Below are 21,598 nucleotides of genomic sequence, written 5' to 3' on the forward strand. Positions count from 1 at the left end.
GCGATGGGCATCCTCGACAGCATCCCCCATGTTCACGCAGTGCCATCGCATCGGCCCTGGCCGCGTGTCGTCGTGGTGGAAGCCGGCTGGCGGGCCGCAATCGACCAACTGGCCGCAGGCCGCCTGACGCTGCTCGGCTTCTGGGGGGAGCCGACCGCTGTCCACATGGCGCTGCTCGATGAAGCCGTCGCCGAGCTCGCGGTCGTCAGTTACGGATGTGCAGCCGGCGCATTCCCGAGCGTCGCTCGCCATCATCCGCCCGCGCTGCGGCTGGAGCGTGCCATCCACGACTTGTTCGGACTGACGCCAATCGGCGCGGACGATATGCGGCCATGGCTCGATCACCACGTCTGGGGAGAATCGTTCCCACTTGGAAGCCGCAACGCGCCGCGCGAGGCGGTCCCGTATCAGTTTCTGCCGGCCGAAGGCGAGGCGCTGCATCAGGTTGCGGTCGGCCCCGTTCATGCCGGCATCATCGAACCGGGCCATTTCCGCTTCACCGCCAACGGCGAGCACGTGGTGCGGCTCGAGCAATGGCTCGGCTACACCCACAAGGGCGTCGAATCCCTGATGCAGGGCGCAAGCCTCGAGGCCGCGGCAAAACTCGCCAATCGCACGTCGGGGGACAGCGCGGTCGCCTACGCCTTCGCCTTTGCGCGCGCCGCGGAGACGGCGCTCGACATCGAAGCGCCGTCGCGCGCGACGCATTTGCGGGCGCTGATGGCGGAGCTGGAGCGGCTCGCCAATCATTTCGGCGATATCGGCGCGATCTGCAACGACGCCTCCTTTGCGCTGATGCATGCCCAGACCGGCATTTTGCGTGAGCGCTGCCTGCGTGCCGCGAATGTCGCGTTCGGCCATCGCCTGATGATGGACATCATCGTGCCCGGCGGCGTGACGCGTGATATCGCGCCGGACGGCGTTGCGGCACTGCGCACGCTGCTTGCCGAAGTCACCAAGGTGTTTCCGCGTCTGATCGAGCTCTATGACAATACGGCGTCGCTTCAGGACCGCACCGTCACCACGGGCATGGTGAAAACGGAGTATGCGCGGCAGTTCGGCGCCGGCGGCTATGTCGGCCGCGCCTCGGGGCGTGATTTCGATGCGCGGCGCATGCTTGCTTACGCCCCCTACGATCGGTTGTCGTTCGAAGTGCCGATGCTCGAGGCGGGCGACGTCAATGCGCGGGTCTGGATCCGCATCCGCGAGGTCGAGCAGAGCGTCGCACTGATTGCGCAGATCCTGGACCTGCTGGCGCCGGGCGAGATCAGGAGCGCGCTGCCGGCCGGGCACGGTGAATGCGAAGGCCTGGCTGTGACGGAAGCGTTTCGCGGCGACGTGCTGGTTTGGTTGAGGCTGGATACCGAGCTGCGCGTGCAGCGTTGCCACCTGCGCGATGCCTCCTGGTTCCAATGGCCGCTGCTGGAGACCGCGATCGAGGGCAACATCATCGCCGACTTCCCGCTCTGCAACAAGTCGTTCAACTGTTCCTATTCGGGCGTGGATCTCTAAGCCATGCGCAAGACTCTGCTCGAAAGCCTCACGCATGGATCGCTGACCGAGCCCGCGCCTGCGCCCGACGAGGCCGCGCTTGCGGAACTTGCGGCGAAGGTCGATCGCGCGGCGCAGGCCAAGCTCGGTCGCTCGCTCGCGATCCGCCAGGTCGATGCCGGCTCCTGCAATGGCTGTGAGCTCGAGATCCACGCGCTCTCCAACGCCTTCTATGACATCGAACGCTTCGGCCTGCGCTTCGTCGCCTCACCGCGCCATGCCGACGTGCTGCTGGTCACGGGTCCGGTGACGAAGAACATGAGGCAGGCGCTGGAGCGCACCTACAACGCCACGCCCGATCCGAAGTGGGTGGTCGCGGCGGGCGGCTGCGCCGCTGATGGTGGCATTTTCAAAGGCAGCTACGCCTGCGTCGGCGGCGTCTCCGACGTCGTGCCGGTGGACTTGCACGTCAAGGGCTGCCCGCCCTCGCCAACGGAATTGCTGAAGGGCTTACTCGCGCTGCTGGAACATGTCGGCGGCAAGAGGTGAGCTGCCCCGCACATTCCGTCATTACGAGCGTAGCGAAGCCATCCAGCAATGTCGCCGCGGAGAGACTCTGGATTGTTTCGCTGCGCTCGCAATGACGAGATTGTTGGAGCTGCGCCCCCTCATTTCTCTCAGTCATCGCCCGCGGAAGGCGGGCGATGCAGTATCCCAGGGCCGGTGAGGGTACACAGAAGCCGCGGCGTACTGGATGCCCCGCTTTCGCTTTCGTGGGTGATGACACCGAATATATGGCGTCGCCTCGCCGCTCCTATTGATCCGGGCCGAACTTGAATCGCCCGTCGCCCTCGAGGTACGGACCGGTGCGCATGTAGAGCTGGCCGTTCTGGCCGATGAAGAACAGCGTGCCCCGCGGCACTTTCTTGGCGCCCTTCAGGAGGTCGCCGGCATTGCTGGTGCCCATCTTGTAGGAGAAGGTCTTGCCTTCCTTGTCATAGGCATAACCCATGTCGGGCTTTAGCTCCCACGGCGTCGCGGCGGTCTGCGCGACGGCTGGCGCGGCGAGCGCCCCAAGCATCGCCGCGGCCATCAAGGCCTTCCTTGGAAATCCAGTCATCCTCATCCTCCCCATAACCACTTGGCTGCCGTTCCGAACAAATCACGAACGGTCTTTGCCGGTCAAGACGCGCCTCGATCGCAACGCACCACGTCCCGTCCAACGGGTCGTCGTGCCCAATCACATCCTGACTAGCAGTTTGTGATTTTCCCTTCGTCCCCTCGCGACTATGTTCCGCTTTCCGTCTAGAACGCAATTCGACAAAGAGATTGGGTAGGGATGATTCGAATGAACCATGTCATAAAAATTTGCCTGTCCGCCGCGTTGCTGGTGACGCTGGCGCCCGTCGCCCATGCCGATGACTACCAGCTCAGCCACAACCAGCGGATTTCCTGTAGCCGCGGCCTTGCCCCGGGAAAGCTGAACACCGCGACCTGCAAGTCCTACACCTATCTCTTCAACACCAAGACCTCGGAATATTTCCGTTGTCAGGTCTCGCTGGCGCTGACCCGCGACAACAAGGAAGTCATCAACGTGCAGACCGACGGCGGCTGCACCAAGAAGCCGCGCATCTTCGAGACCGACGGCCGCTACGATTTCGATGCGACCGAGACCGAGCCGCCGAATACCAACTCGTTCTTCGGGCCTGGCGGCTATTCGATATGGGCGGCCGACGTCACCGCGCAAAAGGTCCGCGGCTGCATCACCATCTCCTCCGGCCTCGGCTCCGACATCTCCAAGTGCTTGGATATGACGTTCCAGTAAGGCTCGCTAGAAAGGCTTGCCAGTGAGGATGGGGCACGCTCGAGCGCTGCGTTCGAGCGTGTCCCCCCAGGCGCTCACTGCGCCATGTCGCCGCACCCTCCTGGCCTCCGTTAAATTTCCGTCGAAATGGCTGTCTCGCGCAGCCCTGTTTTGCCTTTTGGATGGGTTGACCCGCTCCCCTCATCCGGCCAATTTCGCCGCCGGTTTGGGGAGATTGAAATCATGAAATTGAAGTTGATCGGCGCGGCCTCGGCTCTTGCTCTGGCGGCGTCGGTGTCGTGTGCGCAGGCGCAATCGTTCATCAACGTGCTGACCGGCGGCACCTCCGGCGTCTATTACCCGCTCGGGGTCGCGATCGGAAAAATCTACGGCGACAAGATTCCGAACGTGAAGACACAGGTGCAGGCCACCAAGGCGTCGGTCGAGAATCTCATCCTTTTGCAGCAGGGCCGCGGTGAACTGGCGTTCACGCTCGGCGACTCCCTGAAGGCGGCCTGGGACGGCGAGGAGGAGGCGGGCTTCAAGACCAAGCTCGACAAGCTCCGTACCATCGGCGCGATCTATCCGAACTACATCCAGATCGTCGCGACAGCCGAGAGCGGCATCAAGACCCTCGCCGACCTCAAGGGCAAGAGCCTCTCGGTCGGCGCGCCAAAATCCGGCACCGAGCTCAACTCGCGCGCAATCCTGGCTGCGGCCGGCATGAGTTACAAGGATCTCGGCAAGGTGGAGTATCTCCCCTTCGCCGAGTCCGTCGACCTCATGAAGAACCGCCAGCTCAACGCGACGCTGCAATCGGCGGGCCTCGGCGTCGCCTCGCTGAAGGATCTCTCGACCTCGAGCCCGATCACCGTGGTTGCCGTGCCGAAGGAGACCGTCGACAAGATCGGACCGCCCTTTATCTCGGCCGTCATCCCCGCGAACACCTATACCGGGCAGGACAAGGACGTGCCCACGGCGGCGGTGGTGAATTATCTTGTCACCAGCTCGGCGGTCTCGGATGATCTCGCCTATCAGATGACCAAGCTGATCTACGAGTCGCTGCCGGAGCTTGCCAATGCGCATGTCGCGGGCAGGGAGATCAAGCTCGAGACGGCCGCCACCGGGAGCCCGGTTCCGCTGCACCCCGGCGCGATCCGCTATTACAAGGAAAAGGGGCTGATCAAGTAACACTCTCTCCGTTGTCATTCCGGGATGGCGCCCAAGCGCCAGGCCCGGAATCTCGAGATTCCGGGCTCGATGCTGCGCATCGCCCCGGAATGACGGCACGAGAGGCGAAAGCTTGGATGTGCGGGTCGAGCCCGCGTACGACGCATTTGGGACGCAGCGCGAATGCTGTAAGAACGCCCCCATCAGGGCGCGGGGAAACGGGCATGTTGCAGGCTGAGAGCGTACAAGCGCCCATCAAGGTTGAATTCGACAATTTCGAGCATGGCTTTCCGGAAGGATTTGGTCCGGGCTGGTGGGGGCATCTCGCCTACTGGATCGGCATCGCGTTTGCAGCGTTCCAGCTCTACGTCGCCGCCTTCAACTATTTGCCGAGCCAGGTGGTGCGCGGCGTTCATGTCGGCTTCCTGCTGCTGCTCACCTTCGGCCTGATCGGCAACTTCACCGCGAAGAGCGATATGGGGCGCGCCATCGGCTGGCTGATCGGCGGCGCCGGGTTTTTGTGCGGCCTCTATCAATGGATCTTTTATGCCGATCTGATCGCACGCGACGGCGATCCGACGCGGGGCGATCTCGCCGTCGGCACGCTGCTCGCGATCCTCGTCTTTGAGGGCACGCGGCGCCTGATGGGCGCGGCGCTGCCGCTGATGTGCGGCGCGTGTCTCGTCTACTGGTTCTTCGGCCAGTATCTGCCGTCGCCGCTCAACCATCGCGGTTATGACTTCGACCAGATCGTCACGCATCTGTCCTTCGGCACGGAAGGCTTCTACGGCGTGCCGATCTACGTTTCGGCGACCTACATCTTCCTGTTCATCCTGTTCGGTTCGTTCCTCGAGCGCGCCGGCATGATCCAGCTCTTCACCGACGTCTCGCTCGGCCTGTTCGGCCGCACCCGCGGAGGCCCCGCCAAGGTCGCGGTGTTCGCCTCGGGGATGATGGGCACGATCTCCGGCTCGGGCGTCGCCAATGTCGTGACCGTCGGCCAGTTCACGATTCCCCTGATGATCAAGTTTGGTTATCGCCGCGCCTTTGCTGCAGGCGTTGAAGCTACCGCATCGATGGGCGGGCAGATCATGCCACCGGTGATGGGCGCGGTCGCCTTCATCATGGCGGAGACGCTGGGCGTTCAATACTCCGAAATCGTCAAAGCGGCGGCGATCCCGGCGGTGCTCTATTTTGCTTCCGCGTTCTGGATGGTGCATCTGGAAGCCGGCAAGCACGGGCTCACCGGCATGAAGCGCGCGGAGATCCCGAGCGCCTGGAAGGCGCTGGTGACGCGCTGGTACCTCGTGCTGCCGCTCGCAGCCCTCGTCTACATGCTGTTCGAAGGTTTTACGCCGCTCTATGCCGGCAGCATGGGCCTCGCACTGACGGTGACGCTGATCCTGGGGGCCAGCATCACGGCGGGGGCATCTGCTATAGTGATCCGCTACATCTTCTGGATCGGGCTTGCCCTCGTCGTCGCCGCGCTGTCGCGCGACGGCCTCCAGATCGTGCCGGTTTCATGTGTCGTCCTCGCGCTGATCGTGATCACCGCCTTCGTCCGCGGCGGGCTTGCCGCCTTGCGCGCCTGCCGCGATGCGCTGGCCGAAAGCGCGAAATCCGCCATCACCGTCGGCATGGCCTGCGCCATCGTCGGTGTCATCATCGGCATGATGTCGCAGACCGGCGTCGGCACCATCTTTGGCGGCTGGGTGATCGGGTTAGGGGAGAGGAGCCTGTTTCTGGCGCTGATCATGACCATGCTGCTGTCGATCCTGCTCGGTACCGGCATTCCCACGATCCCGACCTACATCATCACCGCCGCGCTCGCCGCTCCTGCGCTGGCAAAGCTAGGGGTGCCCCTGATCGCGAGCCACATGTTCGCGTTCTACTACGGCATCATGGCTGATCTCTCGCCGCCGGTGGCGCTCGCCGCGCTCGCGGCGGCGCCGATCGCGAAGGAAAACCCTGACAAGATCGGCTGGGAGGCGATGCGCATCGCGCTCGCCGGCTACGTCATCCCCTTCATCTTCGTCTATTCGCCGGCCTTGATGCTGCAGGCGGGCGATCCCATGGCCGCAAAGCTCGGCTTCTACGGCGCGGTGGCGCTCGCGACCTTCAAGGCGCTGGTGGCGATCGCGCTGTTCGGGATGGTGGCGATCGGTTTCTTGTTCACGCGCCTGACGCTGATCGAGCGTGCGCTCGCGCTCGGCGCCGCGCTCTGCTTGCTTGGCGACTTCGCGCTCAGCGATACCATCGGCTTCGTGCTGACGGCAGCCCTCGTGCTCTGGCAGTGGCGGCAGCGCCCACCGGCAACGGTCGAGGCGGTGTGAGCCTCTGCCTGCTATCCGCGGGAAGCGTGAAGGCGCTGGCGCTCACGGGCTTCACGCTCGTGTGGACGCATTCGATCGAGAAGGTCGACTGGCAGGAAGACTGGCGCATCACGCCCGCCGGCCTCGAGCTCGTGCAGGCGCGCGTCAAAGGCTCCGGCGCCGGCATGGAGCCGCCGCCCGAGGCAAGGCTCATTGACGGCTGGTTTCAGTGGCAGCCGAAGCGTTCGCCGATGCAAGAGGTCGTGCTCGGCAATTCCGGCGTGGCCGGAGAATGGCGGTTGTGCAGCGAGGGACAATGCCGGACGTTGTCGGAGATTTTCGGTCATCCGATTGGTGCTAATGTCACCATGATGAAGGTCTGTAACGATCCGTAGCCCGGATTCACGGCGCTCCATCCGGGCTTCAATCACAACAACAAGGAGAAACGCGATGGATCGGCTCAAGGGCAAGGTTGCGATGGTGGTCGGCGCCGGCTCGATCGGACCGGGCTGGGGCAACGGCAAGGCGACCGCCGTGACCTTTGCGCGCGAGGGTGCCTCGGTATTTTGCGTCGACCGCAACGGCACTGCCGCCGAGGAGACTGCGAAGATCATTACGAGCGAGGGCGGCAAGGCGGCCGCCTTCACCGCCGATGTTGCGCGCGCGAGCGATATCGAGCTGATGGTTGCGGCGTGCCTGAAGGCTTATGGCCGCATCGACGTGCTCGACAACAATGTCGGCATCGCCGAGATGGGCAGCGTGGTCGAGGTGACCGAGGAGAGCTGGGACCGGGTCTTCACCGTCAACCTCAAGAGCGCTTATCTCGCCATGAAGCAGGTGATCCCCGTGATGACAAAGCAGGGCGGTGGCTCGATCATCAATATCTCCTCGATCGCCTCGATCCGCCACATGGGCCTGTCCTACGTCAGCTACGGCACCTCGAAGGCCGCGATGAACATGATGACGCGGACCACCGCCGTCGAGTTCGCGCGCCACCACGTCCGTGTCAACGCGATCCTGCCCGGCCTGATGAAGACACCGATGGTCGAGCATTCCGCCGGGTTCGCCGCCAGCTACGCCAAGGGCGATGTGGAGGCGATGTGGCGTGCCCGCGACGCCCAGGTGCCGATGGGCCACATGGGCGACGCTTGGGACGTCGCGAATGCCGCGCTGTTTTTGGCCTCCGACGAGTCGAAATACGTGACGGGCATCGAGCTCGTCGTCGACGGCGGCATTACCTGCAAGTCGGGGGCGTAGGCGCCAGCCACGCCCTTCGCTGTCGTCTCGGGGCGCCTAGCGCGAGCCCGGGACCCGTAACCACAGGGAGAAGTTTGGCGAAGACTCGTCGTTCGGTACTTCTATCAATCACAATCGATAGATTCCGCGGTTTGGGTCCCCGATCTGCGCTCGCGCTTGTCCGGGACGACGACTGAATTTGTGTCGCGCATATCATCCTCCCGCGCTCAGCTCCGCCCGATCCAGCTCCTCCTCGAGCCGGTGAAACGCGTCGTCGCCAATCACCTCGGTGGCCCGCAGGTCGAAGATGGTCTTGCGGGCCGCGTCGATGGCGCGGCGGCGCAGGGGATCGGCGGGCAATTCGCCGCTGGCGACGCCGCCATTGGGATCGTTCTCGGCCTGCATCAGCAGCGCGCGATATTCCAGCCGCAGGATCTCCGCCTCTTCCGACGGATCGGCGTCGATCTCGGCGAGCGCCGCCTGATAGGCGATCGCGCGTCCGCGGGCGACCTCGCCCGAGACGGGATCATCGTCCTTGAGGTCGAACGCCAGGATCAGTGGCCGCAGGGTCAGGCCTTGAATCACCAGCGATCCCAGCACGACGGCGAAGGCGATGAACAGGATGAAGTCGCGATAGGGGAAGCCTTCCGGCAGCGCAAAGGCGGTGGCGAGCGTTACCAGGCCCCGCATGCCGCACCAGGACACGATGATGCCGCCCTTGGGCGAGGTCACCGCATTCGGGTCCTTCGGGCAATAGATGCCGTATGCGACGAGTATGCGCAGGATCGTGCGGTAGGTCATCACCCAGGCGAGCCGCACCAGGATCACCGTGAGCAGGATCCACGCCGCCGCCACGCAATACTCCCAGCGCACGTCCTCTGCGAGACGCGACCAAATCGGCTGCACCTGCAATCCGATCAGGATGAAGGCGAGCACGTTGAGCACGAACACGGTGGTCTCCCACACCGCGTAGGATGGCACCCGCAGCCGCGCCGGCATGCGCGCCGGCGCCATGCGCGCGACAGTCATGGCGTAGACGACGATGGTCAGGATACCGGAGAGGCCGAGGTGCTCGGCGCCGATCCAGATCATGAAGGTCGTCGCGAACTGCACGATGATCGCACTCGGCGCTTCGGTGATCCGCGTGATGAACAGCGGCATGATGCGCGCCGCGAGATAGCCGGCGACGATGCTGCCGCCGAGCGCGAGCGCGATCGTCGGTGCGATCTCGCTCCATTTCAGATGCTCCATCACCACCGCGCCGACCGCGATGCGATAGATCAATAGCGCGCTCGCATCATTCAGCAGGCTTTCGCCCTCGAGGACCTTGACCATGCGATAGGGCAGTCGGACCTGGCGCAGGATGGCGACCGCAGCGGCCGCATCGGGCGGCGCGACGATCGCACCGAGCGCGACCGCAGCGGCCCAGGGCATATCGGGGACCAGCCGATGCGCCACCAGCGCGACACCGGCCGTCGTCAAGCCGACCGCGGCGACCACGAGCGTCGCCACCGGAACCCAATTGTTGCGGAGATCGCGAAGCGAAGTGTCATAGGCGGCATCCAGCAGTACCGGTGCGACAAAAAGCGCCAAAGCGAGATCGGGTTGGAGCGTCCAGGATGGGCTCGCGGGCACGAAGGCGAGCAGCGCGCCACCGATGGCGAGAAAGGTCGGGTAGGGGACCTTGATCCGCCGCGCCAGCGCCGATAAGGCAACGGCGCCGAGCAGAAGTGCGATGATCCATTCGAAGGTCGACACGAGATATCCTTAAAAGCGGTCGGCGGCACGATGCGAGAGGCTAGCACCAATCCGGCTATATAGTGGAGATCGCCTCCACGACACGAGAACTTCCTACTGCAACGATGATGCGCCGATCCATTCTGATTCTGAACCTCTGCACCGCCATGATCCTGTGCGTGCTGCCGGCCCATCTAGGCTGGGGAGCGACCGGCGGCGAGCCGGCTGCAGCCGGGCAAGCCGACATCGCGCCGTGCCTCGCTGCAACCGCGGCGGATGATGTCGAGAAGGCGACATCCGTCTGCGCTGATGTGATCGACAACGAGAAGACCGCCAAGCCCGATCTGGTCAAGGCGCTGGTCGTGCGCGGCGCGCTGCTGGCGCGGCACGACCAGATCGATCGCGCCATCGCAGACTACAGCCGCGCGCTTCTGCTCGATCCCTCGCTCGCCGACATCTTCAACGCGCGCGGTGAGCTCTGGCTGAAGAAGGGCGACCGGCCCAGAGCGGTGCAGGATTTTGGCGCGGCCCTGCGGATCAATCCCAATCATGAGAAGGCCAGGGCCAACCACAAGGCGATGGCGCAGGAGCTCGAGCGCCTGGGCGCGCAGATGGCGGTCGCCGGCAAGCCCAGCTTCAACTGCGCGCGCGCTCGCCGCGCCGTGGAGAAGGCGATCTGCGGAAGTCCGGAGCTTGCCGATCTCGACCGCGAGATATTTGCCGCCAACGCACGCGTCATGCGCGAAGCCCGGGGGCCGAGCGAAGCCAAAACTCTCCAGCGCGAGCAGGACGATTTCATCGCCCGCCGCAACGCTGAATTCGGCCGGGCGGGGTATGATTTGAAGAAGACGATGAAAGATCGCTTGCAGCGGCTGAACGGCGCGGATGGGTACTGAACTGCATCGGCGCGGGACGCGCGCTCTCTCGCGCGCGTGCGGGAGAGGCTTGGGGCGAGGGTGTCTCAACAGAGAAGCTCCCTGAGAGGAGAGAGCCTCCACCCGGCGCTTCGCCGTAGCCGGGGCTTCGCCTCAGCGTCTATTCGAAGGCGGCCTGTGCCTCTCCGGAAGCGGGAGAGGTGCAGTGAGTTCGCGGCGGCAGCTTGAACCTGCCGCCGCTTGGTGGCGACAACGGGGAAAGCCGTCGTCACGGAGCCACGCCATGTGCGGTCCGCATCAACCTGGGCAATTCTCGTTTCTTGCCAGATCCGCGCTGCTCGGCGCAGGCCTTGTGCTGGGCCTCGCGCTTACCGGCAGTCCGGCCGTGGCGGGCGGCATATCCGTCGATTGCGTGCTCGGCAGCAAGGAGCCCATTCCGCAGCTCATCGCGGCCTGCACGACGATCATCGACCAGACCGCAAATGCGGCCGTCGACCGCGCCGCGGCGCTGGTGGTGCGCGCCGATGCCGATGCAAAAACCTCCGGCGGCTCGGCGGGCGCCTTGAAGGATCTCGACCGCGCCATCGCGCTCGATGGCAGGAACGCGCGCGCCTTTCGCCTACGCGGCGATCTCCTGCGCGAGGCCGGCGGCGATCTTGGCCGCGCCGCGGCCGACCTCAGCAAGGCCATCGAGCTCGATCCGCAGGATGCCGAAGCGTACGAGCTGCGCGGCATCGTCTACACCAGCCAGCGCCGCCTCGACCGGGCGCTTGCGGACTATGACCAGGCGATCAAGTTGCAACCGGGCTATGCGCAGGCCTGGTCCGATCGCGGCGCGACTTATTATCTCCGCGGCGACCATGAGAAGGCCATCCGGGATCTCAGCGAAGCGCTGCGGCTCGATCCGAACCACGCGCGCAGCTACACCAACCGTGGCGCCGCCTACAAAAAGCTCGGTCAGCTCGATAAGGCCATTGCCGACGACGGCGAGGCGATCCGGCTCGATCCCACGGAAGCGGAATTCTACGATAATCGCGGCCTGTCCTACGCGGCGAAGGCCGAGTACGACAAGGCGATCGCCGACTACGACCAGGCGCTCAAGCTGGAGCACCGACCGAACTTCTTCACAAACCGCGGCGATTCCTACCAGTTCAAGGGCGAGCTCGGTGCTGCGCTCAGCGACTATGATGCCGCGCTCAAGCTCGATCCGAACTTCGCACTCACCTATAACAACCGAGCCGTGCTCTACGGCAAGATGGGGGAGCGCAAGAAAGCGCTGGCCGATTACGAGTCGGCGCTGCGGCTCGATCCCGGCAACGAGAATGCGGCCGATGGCCGCCGCACCATGATTGCCGAGATCGCCAAGTTCGGCGCCCAGCCGTCGCGCCCGCTGCATGCGCGGTCCGACGACGACAGCGGTCCGTCGTTCGATTGCTCCGCCGCAAAGCGCGAGGTCGAGAGGTCGATCTGCGCCGATCCGCAGTTGGGCTGCTCGACCGCCAGATCGCCGATACCTATGCGCGTGTGCTGAAATCGTCGAGCGGCCGCACCGCCGCCGACCTCCGCCGCACCCAGCGCGATTTCCTGAGTGCCCGCAACACGAATTTCGGCCGGCCCGGTTACGATCTCAAGAAGGCCATGCAGGAGCGTTTGCAGCGGCTGACGGATAGCTGAGGTTGTTCTCTTCGCCTCGCCCCGCCCGCGGGGAGAGACCGGATCGCCTCGCAGATGCGATCCGGGTGAGGGGGAGCCTCCGCGAGTCCAGCTATGTTCGCCGAAAGACCCATCCTTTTCAGCTTGAACCGCCGCCCGTTCCCGGGAAAATACCCGCCAAACAGCGTGGGCAATTGACGCTGATCATGGCGGAACAGCGTTTTCGCCGTCAGGTCAAAGCCAGCGAAAAAGAGAAAACGGGAGCCGGGTATGAACGTCCAGGGAAGCCTCGAAGGAAAAGGCCGATATCACGAGGTCCATGCGCGCTCGCTGGCCGACCCCGAGAGGTTCTGGGCCGAGGCCGCGCAGGAGATCGACTGGATCGAACCTGCGAAGAAAGTTTTTGATCCCGCCCAGGGCACCTACGGCCGCTGGTTCGCAGGCGCCGTCGTCAACACCTGTTACAACGCGCTCGACCGCCACGTCGAACGCGGCCGCGCCGACCAGCTCGCCCTGATCCACGATTCCCCGCTCACGGGCAGCGTCACGAAATTGACCTATGCCGAACTCCTGAAAGAGGTGCAGGCGCTCGGCGCCATCATGCAGGATTTCGGGGTCGGGAAGGGCGATCGCGTTCTCCTCTACATGCCGATGGTGCCGGAGGCCGTGGTCGCCATGCTCGCCTGCGCGCGCATCGGCGCGGTGCATTCGGTGGTGTTCGGCGGCTTTGCCGCCAAGGAGCTCGCGACCCGCATCGACGATGCACAGCCGAAGCTGATCCTCTCCGCAAGCTGCGGCATCGAGCCGGGGCGCATCGTGCAGTACAAGCCGCTGCTCGATGAAGCGATCAAGCTCGCGACGGCGAAGCCGAAAGCCTGCATCATCCTGCAACGTCCACAGCTTGTTTGCGAGCTGACACCGGGTCGCGATTATGACTGGGCGAGCCTGCGCCGCAAGGCGCTGAACGACGGCAAGCGCGCGCCCTGCGTGCCGGTCGCGGCCACCGATCCGCTCTATATCCTCTATACGTCGGGCACGACCGGCATTCCCAAGGGCGTGGTGCGCGACAATGGCGGGCATCTGGTCGCGGTGAAATGGTCGATGTTCAACCTCTACGGTGTCAAGCCGGGCGAGGTCTGGTGGTGCGGCTCCGACATCGGCTGGGTGGTCGGCCACAGCTACATCGTCTACGGTCCGCTGATCCATGGCGCGACCACGGTCATGTATGAAGGCAAGCCGGTCGGCACGCCCGACGCGGGCGCGTTCTGGCGCGTGATTTCAGAGCACAACGCGGTGGCGCTGTTCACCGCGCCGACCGCCTTCCGCGCGATCCGCAAAGAGGATCCGGACGGAAAATTCATCCGGCAATACGACCTGTCGAATTTCCGCACGCTGTTCCTCGCCGGCGAGCGCGCCGACCCGCCGACGGTGGAATGGGCGGAAGAGCAGTTGAAGGTGCCTGTCATCGACCACTGGTGGCAGACCGAGACCGGCTGGTGTATCGCCGGCAACCCGGTGGGCTTAGGTCAGCTGCCGGTGAAGCACGGCTCGCCGACCGTGCCGATGCCGGGCTATCAGGTCGACGTGGTGGACGAGGCTGCCAAGCCCGTTGGCGCCAACACCATGGGCTCGATCGTCATCAAGCTCCCGATGCCGCCTGGCTGCCTGCCGACGCTGTGGAATCAGGACGCGCGTTTCAAGGAAGCCTACCTGACCGAATTCCCCGGTTACTACAAAACCTCCGATGCCGGCTACAAGGACGAGGACGGCTATGTCTGGGTCATGGGCCGTACCGACGACATCATCAATGTCGCTGGCCATAGGCTTTCCACCGGCGGCATGGAGGAGATTCTCGCCTCGCATCCTGATGTTGCCGAATGCGCTGTGCTCGGCATCAAGGACGCAATCAAGGGCGAGGTCCCCTGCGGCTTCCTGGTGCTGAAGGCGGGCGTCAAGCGCGCGCCAGCCGAAATCGAAAAGGAGATCATCGCGCTGGTGCGCGACAAGCTCGGCCCCGTGGCGGCCTTCAAGCTCGCCATCACCGTCGGCCGCCTACCCAAGACGCGCTCCGGAAAAATCCTGCGCGGCACCATCAAGAAGATTGCCGACGGCGAATCCTGGACCATGCCGGCCACCATCGAGGATCCCAAGGTGCTGGATGAAATCGGGGATGCCTTGAAGGGGAGGGTGTGAGGCGAAGCGCACTCTACGAGCGTAACAGGACGCCATCGCTTCGACCTCCGCTGTCATTCCCCGCGAAAGCGGGGAATCCAGTACGCCGCGCCCTCTCCGGATCTCTCGGGGTCTCTGGAATACTGGATGCCCTCGCCTTCGCGGGGCATGACGAGCGCACGTTGCAGGACTTACAATCTCCTCATTCCGCGCTACAGAGTGCCGGCAATCGAGGACCCGTTATGCCCATCACGACCGCGTCGCGCCTTCTCACTGCTGTTCTGCTTGCGCTGGCCCTGTCCGCCTGTGCCGCGCGCAACCAGGCGCCGGTGGCGATGGGCAACGACGATGACGACGCCGTCTGCCAGGGCCGCGGCTATGCGCAGGGCTCGCCCGAATACGTTGCCTGCCGCAAGGACCGCGATGTCCAGCGCAGTGCCGCGACGGCCCGTGCCGATCGCCGCCAACGCGATCTTGGTGAGTACATGCTCAACCATCCGGAACGGCCGTAAGTCGTTCCGGTCAACGGAGGCCGTCATGAACGAGGACCAGTTCAACACGTCCTTGCGCAAATTCCTCAAGCAAGTCGGCGTCACTTCACAGCGCGAGATCGAGAAGGCCGTGCGCGATGCGATCGCGGCAGGCAGGATCACGGGTCACGAGAAGCTGAAGGCGAAGATGGTGCTGACCATCGACGGCGTCGGGCTCGTCCACGAGGTCGACGACGCGATCGAGCTGGGCTGATCTGCCCGTGCGAGCCCTATATTGACGGCTCCCGTGATGACGGAGATGCATCTAGTCGTGGGCCGTCCGGGGATGCCGCTCATGGAGCAGCTTAGCCAGTGGATCACGGTCCGCAGGATGATCCTTCAGGGCAGCGTCGAAGAGGGCCTCCTGAACGTAGCGGGGCATATCGCCCCAGACCGCCAGAACCGCGCGCCCGAGCATCACAGCAAAGCGTTCTTCGTCGAGTTGCATCGCACATCCTCCGCGCGGATCAATGCGACATCGACCGCATCGTTCCGGAGGGGGGACGGGCGATGATATCGTCGAAGCTGCTCGCTGTATTGTCACTGCCCGGCCTTGCCCGGGCGATCCAGTATTCCAGCGACAGCGATGGTTGGACCGAGAGGCCGCAGCTTACTGGATGCCGCTTTCGCTTTCGCGGGGCATGACAACGGAAAATCGGCTGGATCGTGCTCTCAAACAAAAACGCGGCGGGTTGGCCGCCGCGTTGAAATGATTTTCGACGATCGGCCGAGGAGCGAAACTACTCCTCTTCCTCCTGCTTCTTGCCGCCGAGCGTCTTCAGCTTGGCGAACACGGCGTCGACGTTGAGGTCGTCGCTGCTCTTCTCCGCCGGCTCGTATTCGTCCTTCTTCGTGGTTTCGGAGGCCGGCAGCAGGGTGGCGCCGCCATAGGCCGCGTCGACCGGCTTTTCCTTGGCTGCACGCGCCACCTCGAAATCGAGCTCAATCTGCGAGCAGAGGCCGAGCGTGACCGGGTCGATCGGCGTCAGCTGGGAGGTGTTCCAGTGGGTGCGATCCCGGACGCTGGCGATGGTGCTTTTGGTGGTGCCGACCAGTCGCATGATCTGGGCGTCCTTGAGCTCGGGATGGCTGCGCAGCAGCCAGAGGATGGCGCTCGGGCGCTCGTGGCGGCGCGACACTGGGGTGTAGCGCGGCCCCTTGCGCTTGGGCTGGGGCGGCAGCACCACCTTGCTCTCCTGGAGGCGGAGCCGGTAGTCGGGGTTCTTCTCGCCCTTCTCAATCTCCTCGCGGGTCAACTGGCCGTTGGAGAGGGGATCCATGCCCTTGATGCCCTGGGCGGCGTCGCCGTCGGCGATCGCGCGCACCTCCAGGGGGTGCATCTTGGTGAAATCGGCGACCTGATCGAAGGTCAGCGCCGTGTTGTCGAGCAGCCAGACGGCGGTCGCCTTGGGCATCAGAGGTGCGTTGCTCATGGGCAAATCTCCTTTGTGCTTCGCCCACCTCTTTGGAGGCGAAACCGGGGGTCATCAGCGATGACGGGAATTAACGCCTATATAAGCCGTGAGGGGCCATTCACGCAATGGTTCTGCTATAGATAGTGCCTTGACAGCGCCCGAAAGGGGGCCCAAGTCCCTAGCAGTCCGTGCCAAGCCCTATTTCATCCATCGACCGTTCCCGGCCCATCGGCCGAGGGTGATTCGGTCCCGAGATCGCTTCATGTCAGCTAAACCAGACCTCAAGATCGTGCTTTGTTCTCCCCGCGGCTTCTGCGCGGGGGTGGTGCGGGCCATCGACACCGTGGAGCGGGCGCTCACCATGTATGGTGCCCCGGTCTATGTTCGCCATGAGATTGTGCACAACAAATATGTCGTGGACGGGTTGAAGAAGAAGGGCGCGATTTTCGTCGAGGAGCTGGCTGAAATCCCGGAAAATACCACTGCGCCCGTGGTGTTTTCGGCCCATGGCGTGCCGAAGTCAGTTCCGGCCGACGCGCAATCCCGCAATCTCTTCTCGCTGGATGCGACCTGCCCGCTGGTGACCAAGGTGCACCGCGAGGCCGCGATCCACTTCAAGCGTGGCCGCGAGATCTTCCTGATCGGCCATTCCCATCATCCCGAGGTGGTCGGCACCCTCGGCCAGCTCCCGGCCGGCGCCGTGACCCTGATCGAGACCGCCGAGGACGCCAAGACCATCGCCCCGAAGGATCCGAACAACCTCGCCTTCGTGACCCAGACCACGCTGTCGATCGACGACACTGCGGAGATCGTGGCGCTCCTGAAGGAGCGCTTCCCGAACATCAATGGGCCGCACAAGGAAGACATCTGCTACGCCACCACCAACCGCCAACTCGCGGTGAAGAAGGTGGCCCCCGTGGTCGATGCATTGATCGTGGTCGGCGCGCCGAACTCGTCGAACTCGCAGCGCCTGCGCGAGGTCGCTGAGCGCGAGGGCTGCAACATCGCCGTGCTGGCGCAGCGCGCCGCCGACATCGACTGGGATCGTTTCGGCAACATCAAGAGCCTCGGCATCACCGCGGGCGCCTCGGCGCCGGAGGTAATCGTCGAGGAGATCATGGATGCCTTTGCCGAGCGCTACACACTACATGTGGAGACGGTGTCGGCCGCGGAAGAGAACGAGTTCTTCCCGCTGCCGCGCTCGCTGCGCCCCGAAGCCGCTGCCGAGTAATCTTGTATGGCGGTCTACACCGATGTCGCCGCCGACGAGCTTGCGGATTACTTAAGCCAATACGATCTCGGCGAACTCCTGTCCTACAAGGGCATCGCCGAAGGCGTCGAGAACTCCAACTTCCTGCTGCACACGAGCCAAGGAAACAATCAAGCCTCGTTCATCCTCACGCTCTACGAGAAGCGCGTGGCGAAGAACGACCTGCCGTTCTTCCTCGCGCTGATGACGCACCTGGCCGAACACGGCATTAACTGCCCGCTGCCGGTGAAGGGCAAGGACGGCGAGGCGCTGCGCGAGCTTGCGGGACGGCCGGCGGCGATCATCACCTTTCTCGAAGGCGTCTGGCCGCGCAAGCCGAACGCCACGCATTGCGCGGGTGTCGGCGAGGCGCTGGCGAAGATGCATCTGGCCGGCGCCAATTTCCCGGTTCGGCGCGCCAACGCGCTCTCGGTGTCCGGCTGGCGGCCGCTGTTCGACCAGGCCGCAGCACGCGCCGACGAGGTGCAGCCAGGCCTGCGTGCATTCCTCGAAGTCGAGCTCGACCATCTCTCGAGCGGTGTCTGGCCTAACAACCTGCCCGAGGGTGTGATCCACGCCGACCTGTTCAATGACAACGTCTTCTTCCTCGGCGACAAGCTCTCCGGGATCATCGACTTCACCTTCGCCTGCAACGACATGTTCGCCTATGACGTCGCGATCTGTCTCAATGCCTGGTGCTTCGAGCCGGATCACTCCTTCAACGTCACCAAGGCGCGCGCCTTCCTCAATGCCTATGGGCGCGTCCGCAAGTTGACTGAGGCGGAGGAAGCCGCGCTGCCGCTGCTGGCGCGCGGTGCGGCGATCCGCTTCCTGCTGACGCGGCTGGTCGACTGGCTGAACGTGCCATCGGGTGCGCTGGTGCGCCCCAAGGACCCGATGGAATACGTCCGCAAGCTGCGCTTCCACCGGAGCGTTTCGAGCGTGCGTGACTATGGCCTCTTGCCGTCAGGACTGGTCGCGTGAGCGAGCTGCCCAATGTCACGATCTTCACGGACGGCGCGTGCTCGGGAAATCCCGGGCCCGGCGGCTGGGGCGCAATCCTGAGGTTCGGCGACAAGGAGAAGGAGCTGAACGGTGGCGAGCGCCACACCACCAACAACCAGATGGAGCTGATGGCGGCGATCTCGGCGCTCGAAGCCCTGAAGAAGCCCTGCACCGTCGATCTCTACACCGACAGCCAATATGTCCGGCAGGGCATCACCGGCTGGATCCATGGCTGGAAGCGCAACGGCTGGCGCACCGCCGACAAGAAGCCAGTGAAGAACGTCGAGCTCTGGCAGCGCCTCGACACAGCGCTGAAGGCGCATGAGGTGCGCTGGCACTGGGTCAAGGGACACGCCGGCCACCCCGAAAACGAGCGCGCTGACCAACTCGCACGTGACGGGATTGCGATGGCGAGGATGCAGCAGAGAGTGAGGGAGTAGGGCGCGGTCATCGTAGCGATGCCGCCTCAACCTCAGTCGTCATCGCCCGGCTTGACCGGGCGATCCAGTACGCTGCGGCGGTCGCAATGAAATCTCGACGTCTCTGGAATACTGGATGCCCCGCCTTCGCGAGGGCTTTGCATAAGTTGGCGCGAGATGATTCTCTTTTCCGAAGGATTCGCGGGAGAGGATCATGGCGGAGCGGCAGATCGGCCAGTTGAGCTTTACCGACGGTTTGTTGGCTGATGCAGGGCGGGCCAACGTCGCGCTGCAGCGGGTCTCGGAACTGGTCGACTGGAGTGCGGTGGATGGTCTGCTGAGCGGTTTGCGTAGCGGCTCGATGGGCGCTCCCGGCTACCCCTCGCTGGCGCTATTCAAGGCGTTATTGCTGCAGCAATGGTATGGACTGTCGGATCCTGGGCTTGAGGAAGCCTTGGTCGACCGGCTGTCGTTCAGGCGTTTCCTGGGCCTCTCCCTGAGTGATCCGGTGCCGGACCATTCGACGCTGTGGCGTTTCCGGGAGCAGTTGGCCAAGAGCGGGTTGGCAGAGCGGGCGTTTGCCATCATCACGGCACAGATCGAGAAGTCTGGATTTGTCCTGAAGCGCGGCACGCTGATTGATGCTTCGCTGATCCGTTCCTCCGTTAATCCCCCCGAACCGCCAAGCACTCCGCCGCCTCCAGATGCCGACGGCAGGCCTGGAAGCAAGCTGGTCGGAAGCCCGCTCGATCCGGATGCCGCCTGGACCAGGAAGGAGAACAAATACTTCTTCGGCTACAAGGCGCATGTCGCGATGGATCAAGGTAGCCGGATTGTACGGCGAGCCATCTTCACGCCCGCCAACGTCAATGAGACCGTACCTGCGGACGAACTGATCTGTGGAGACGAGGCGACGGTTTATGCTGACAAAGCCTATGACAACAAGGCTCGTCGAGTGCGACTAAGAGATCTCGGCATTCGCGACGGCATCGCGCGACGAGGCAACCGCTGGCACCAGATGCCTCGATGGACGGTTCGTCGCAACGAGATCATCTCCCGCGTCCGAGCGCCGGTCGAGCCGCTGTTCGCGCTACTGAAGAATACATATCGCTTCGCACGCGCTCGTCATCGCGGCCTTGCCCGCAATGCCACAGCCTTCTATCTCGCCCTTGCCGCCATGAACCTCAAGCGCTGGACCATCTTGAACCCGACCTAGGCCGGTGCCGGGCAGACCCGCCCGGCCCATCTTCGATCCTGCCGACGCGCCTCTGCCCCGAGAAACGAGTGCCGTTTCCGATCTTCGCGCCAACTTATGCAAAGCCCTCGCCTTCGCGGGGCATGACAGTCGTTTGTTTGGCTTAAGTTGAGTCGCGCCTTACAGCTGCCCGAGCAGCGTATCGCCGCCAGATACCTCGACCTTGCCGGGCATTGCCTCGAGGTTCAGTTTCTTCACGACGCCGTCCTCGACCAGCATCGAGTAGCGCTTGGAGCGGATGCCGAGACCGTTGGCGGAGGCGTCAAGCTCCATGCCGATCGCCTTGGTGAAGTCGGCATTGCCGTCTGCGAGGAAGGTCGCCTCATCGCGCTGGTCGGTGTCGCGTTTCCAGGCGTTCATGACGAAGGCGTCGTTGACCGAGACGATCGCGATCGTGTCGACGCCCTTGTCCTTGATGGCATAGGCGTTGAGGAAGATGCTCGGCAGATGCATCTTGTGGCAGGTGCCGGTGTAGGCACCGGGCACCGCGAACAGCGCCACCTTCTTGCCTTTGAAAATGTCATCGGTCGATTTGACCTGCGGACCCTCCGCCGTCATCACGCGGAATTTCGCCTCGGGCAGCTTGTCGCCAATCTGGATCGCCATCGTCAGTTCTCCCTGGAATTCGGTTCCGCTTTGTAGACCGGGCGGCCGGGCCGCACAATATTTCCGATGCGCAAGGGGACGAAAGCTCTCCGCCCTTCACCGTGATGTCATCAACCGGAAAAGCCGCCACCATCCAGGAACGCTTGCTCGTCCGGCGTGGAGCAGCGGCCGAGGATGCGATTGCGGTGAGGGAAGCGTCCGAACCGGTGGATGATGTCGGCGTGCTCCTCGGCGTATTTCAGGTTGTCGCTGCTGTCGATTTTTCGGAACAGCGCGACGCAGTGCAGTTGGTCGGGCAAATGCTCGGAATGCATGAACGGCAGGTAGAAGAATTCGCGCAAGGCTGGATCGACCCGTCCGTCGGCGCCGCGGGCGAGCGCTCGGCGGGCCACCTCGCGCGCCAGCGCGTCGCTCGCGTAGGTCAGCGCGTCGCCGCGGAACATGTTGCGGGGAAACTGGTCGAGCACGATGACGAGCGCCAGCGCACCGTCATCGCTGGCCTCCCACGACGACAAGCCTCCATTCGCCGCGCGCTGCCACAGCTCCAGAAAGCGGCTGCGGATTTCGGCGTCGAAATCATCGTCGCGCTTGTACCAGCGCTCGCCGCCGGCCTCGCGCCAGAAGGCGAGGACGCCGGCCGGCGCGATGTCGTTGGCATCAGGCATCGAG

Annotated in this window: 21 protein-coding genes and 1 pseudogene; 16 read left to right on the plus strand and 6 right to left on the minus strand. The window is 64.1% G+C overall.

Annotated elements, in window-relative coordinates; genetic code table 11:
- Window positions 1-3: 3 nt before the first annotated feature.
- A complete protein-coding gene (locus SO140_RS26515) occupies window positions 4-1,512 on the plus strand; it encodes a hydrogenase large subunit (RefSeq protein WP_474799469.1) in 1,509 nt (502 codons plus the stop codon).
- A gap of 3 nt (window positions 1,513-1,515) precedes the next feature.
- Complete coding sequence (locus SO140_RS26520) at window positions 1,516-2,040, plus strand: NADH-quinone oxidoreductase subunit B family protein (protein ID WP_449379381.1); 525 nt, start codon at window positions 1,516-1,518, stop codon at window positions 2,038-2,040.
- Between the two features lie 265 nt (window positions 2,041-2,305).
- Here SO140_RS26520 and SO140_RS26525 read toward each other — a convergent pair whose 3' ends face one another.
- Complete coding sequence (locus tag SO140_RS26525) at window positions 2,306-2,611, minus strand: hypothetical protein (RefSeq protein ID WP_449379380.1); 306 nt, start codon at window positions 2,609-2,611, stop codon at window positions 2,306-2,308.
- A 228-nt stretch (window positions 2,612-2,839) separates the two neighbouring features.
- Between SO140_RS26525 and SO140_RS26530 the strand changes: the two genes are divergently transcribed.
- The 5 genes from SO140_RS26530 (at window position 2,840) to SO140_RS26550 (ending at window position 8,034) form a co-directional block, all read left to right on the plus strand.
- Entirely contained in the window at window positions 2,840-3,316 is a 477-nt protein-coding gene (locus tag SO140_RS26530; RefSeq protein WP_449379379.1) for a hypothetical protein, read from the plus strand.
- 222 nt (window positions 3,317-3,538) lie between these two features.
- The gene (locus tag SO140_RS26535) at window positions 3,539-4,486 is read left to right on the plus strand and encodes a TAXI family TRAP transporter solute-binding subunit (RefSeq protein ID WP_449379378.1); all 948 of its coding nucleotides are present in this window, start codon (window positions 3,539-3,541) and stop codon (window positions 4,484-4,486) included.
- A 203-nt stretch (window positions 4,487-4,689) separates the two neighbouring features.
- On the plus strand, window positions 4,690-6,798 hold the full coding sequence (locus SO140_RS26540) for a TRAP transporter permease (protein WP_474799466.1): 2,109 nt from the start codon (window positions 4,690-4,692) through the stop codon (window positions 6,796-6,798).
- Window positions 6,759-7,172, plus strand: a complete 414-nt coding sequence (locus tag SO140_RS26545; protein WP_449379376.1) for a DUF1850 domain-containing protein — start codon at window positions 6,759-6,761, stop codon at window positions 7,170-7,172. Before SO140_RS26540 ends, SO140_RS26545 begins: the two co-directional genes overlap by 40 nt.
- Before the next feature lie 55 nt (window positions 7,173-7,227).
- Window positions 7,228-8,034, plus strand: coding sequence for an SDR family NAD(P)-dependent oxidoreductase (locus SO140_RS26550; RefSeq protein ID WP_449379375.1), 807 nt, complete (start codon window positions 7,228-7,230; stop codon window positions 8,032-8,034).
- 192 nt (window positions 8,035-8,226) lie between these two features.
- Here SO140_RS26550 and SO140_RS26555 read toward each other — a convergent pair whose 3' ends face one another.
- Window positions 8,227-9,771, minus strand: a complete 1,545-nt coding sequence (locus tag SO140_RS26555; protein WP_449379374.1) for a cation:proton antiporter — start codon at window positions 9,769-9,771, stop codon at window positions 8,227-8,229.
- A gap of 146 nt (window positions 9,772-9,917) precedes the next feature.
- Here SO140_RS26555 and SO140_RS26560 point away from each other — a divergent pair, with 146 nt between their 5' ends.
- From SO140_RS26560 to SO140_RS26580, 5 genes and pseudogenes are all read left to right on the plus strand, one after another.
- Window positions 9,918-10,646, plus strand: a complete 729-nt coding sequence (locus tag SO140_RS26560; protein ID WP_449379442.1) for a hypothetical protein — start codon at window positions 9,918-9,920, stop codon at window positions 10,644-10,646.
- A 262-nt stretch (window positions 10,647-10,908) separates the two neighbouring features.
- Window positions 10,909-12,299 (plus strand): annotated as a pseudogene (locus SO140_RS26565) (tetratricopeptide repeat protein).
- A 249-nt stretch (window positions 12,300-12,548) separates the two neighbouring features.
- On the plus strand, window positions 12,549-14,471 hold the full coding sequence (locus SO140_RS26570) for a propionyl-CoA synthetase (RefSeq protein ID WP_449379372.1): 1,923 nt from the start codon (window positions 12,549-12,551) through the stop codon (window positions 14,469-14,471).
- 221 nt (window positions 14,472-14,692) lie between these two features.
- Window positions 14,693-14,962 carry a hypothetical protein gene (locus tag SO140_RS26575; RefSeq protein WP_449379371.1) on the plus strand — a complete coding sequence of 90 codons (270 nt, stop codon included), beginning with the start codon at window positions 14,693-14,695 and terminating at the stop codon, window positions 14,960-14,962.
- A gap of 25 nt (window positions 14,963-14,987) precedes the next feature.
- Window positions 14,988-15,194: a DUF6494 family protein gene (locus SO140_RS26580; protein ID WP_449379370.1), complete on the plus strand. Its 207-nt coding sequence runs from the start codon at window positions 14,988-14,990 to the stop codon at window positions 15,192-15,194.
- A gap of 51 nt (window positions 15,195-15,245) precedes the next feature.
- Here SO140_RS26580 and SO140_RS26585 read toward each other — a convergent pair whose 3' ends face one another.
- Both SO140_RS26585 and SO140_RS26590 read right to left on the minus strand, forming a co-directional pair.
- Window positions 15,246-15,428: a hypothetical protein gene (locus SO140_RS26585; RefSeq protein WP_449379369.1), complete on the minus strand. Its 183-nt coding sequence runs from the start codon at window positions 15,426-15,428 to the stop codon at window positions 15,246-15,248.
- A gap of 292 nt (window positions 15,429-15,720) precedes the next feature.
- A complete protein-coding gene (locus SO140_RS26590; RefSeq protein WP_449379368.1) occupies window positions 15,721-16,413 on the minus strand; it encodes a DUF1013 domain-containing protein in 693 nt (230 codons plus the stop codon).
- Between the two features lie 244 nt (window positions 16,414-16,657).
- Here SO140_RS26590 and ispH point away from each other — a divergent pair, with 244 nt between their 5' ends.
- From ispH to SO140_RS26610, 4 genes are all read left to right on the plus strand, one after another.
- Window positions 16,658-17,626, plus strand: coding sequence for a 4-hydroxy-3-methylbut-2-enyl diphosphate reductase (gene ispH, locus SO140_RS26595; protein WP_449379367.1), 969 nt, complete (start codon window positions 16,658-16,660; stop codon window positions 17,624-17,626).
- A 6-nt stretch (window positions 17,627-17,632) separates the two neighbouring features.
- The gene (locus SO140_RS26600) at window positions 17,633-18,628 is read left to right on the plus strand and encodes a homoserine kinase (RefSeq protein ID WP_474799460.1); all 996 of its coding nucleotides are present in this window, start codon (window positions 17,633-17,635) and stop codon (window positions 18,626-18,628) included.
- Window positions 18,625-19,089, plus strand: a complete 465-nt coding sequence (gene rnhA, locus SO140_RS26605) for a ribonuclease HI (RefSeq protein WP_449379365.1) — start codon at window positions 18,625-18,627, stop codon at window positions 19,087-19,089. The genes SO140_RS26600 and rnhA overlap by 4 nt, the downstream gene beginning before the upstream one ends.
- Before the next feature lie 193 nt (window positions 19,090-19,282).
- Window positions 19,283-20,284 carry an IS5 family transposase gene (locus SO140_RS26610; protein WP_474799458.1) on the plus strand — a complete coding sequence of 334 codons (1,002 nt, stop codon included), beginning with the start codon at window positions 19,283-19,285 and terminating at the stop codon, window positions 20,282-20,284.
- A 159-nt stretch (window positions 20,285-20,443) separates the two neighbouring features.
- On the opposite strand, the gene SO140_RS26615 is transcribed toward SO140_RS26610, so the two are convergent.
- Window positions 20,444-20,929, minus strand: coding sequence for a peroxiredoxin (locus tag SO140_RS26615; RefSeq protein WP_027520654.1), 486 nt, complete (start codon window positions 20,927-20,929; stop codon window positions 20,444-20,446).
- A 110-nt stretch (window positions 20,930-21,039) separates the two neighbouring features.
- The gene (locus SO140_RS26620) at window positions 21,040-21,594 is read right to left on the minus strand and encodes a DUF924 family protein (RefSeq protein ID WP_449379364.1); all 555 of its coding nucleotides are present in this window, start codon (window positions 21,592-21,594) and stop codon (window positions 21,040-21,042) included.
- Window positions 21,595-21,598 lie beyond the last annotated feature (4 nt).

The organism is Bradyrhizobium sp. UFLA05-108, from assembly GCF_059803455.1.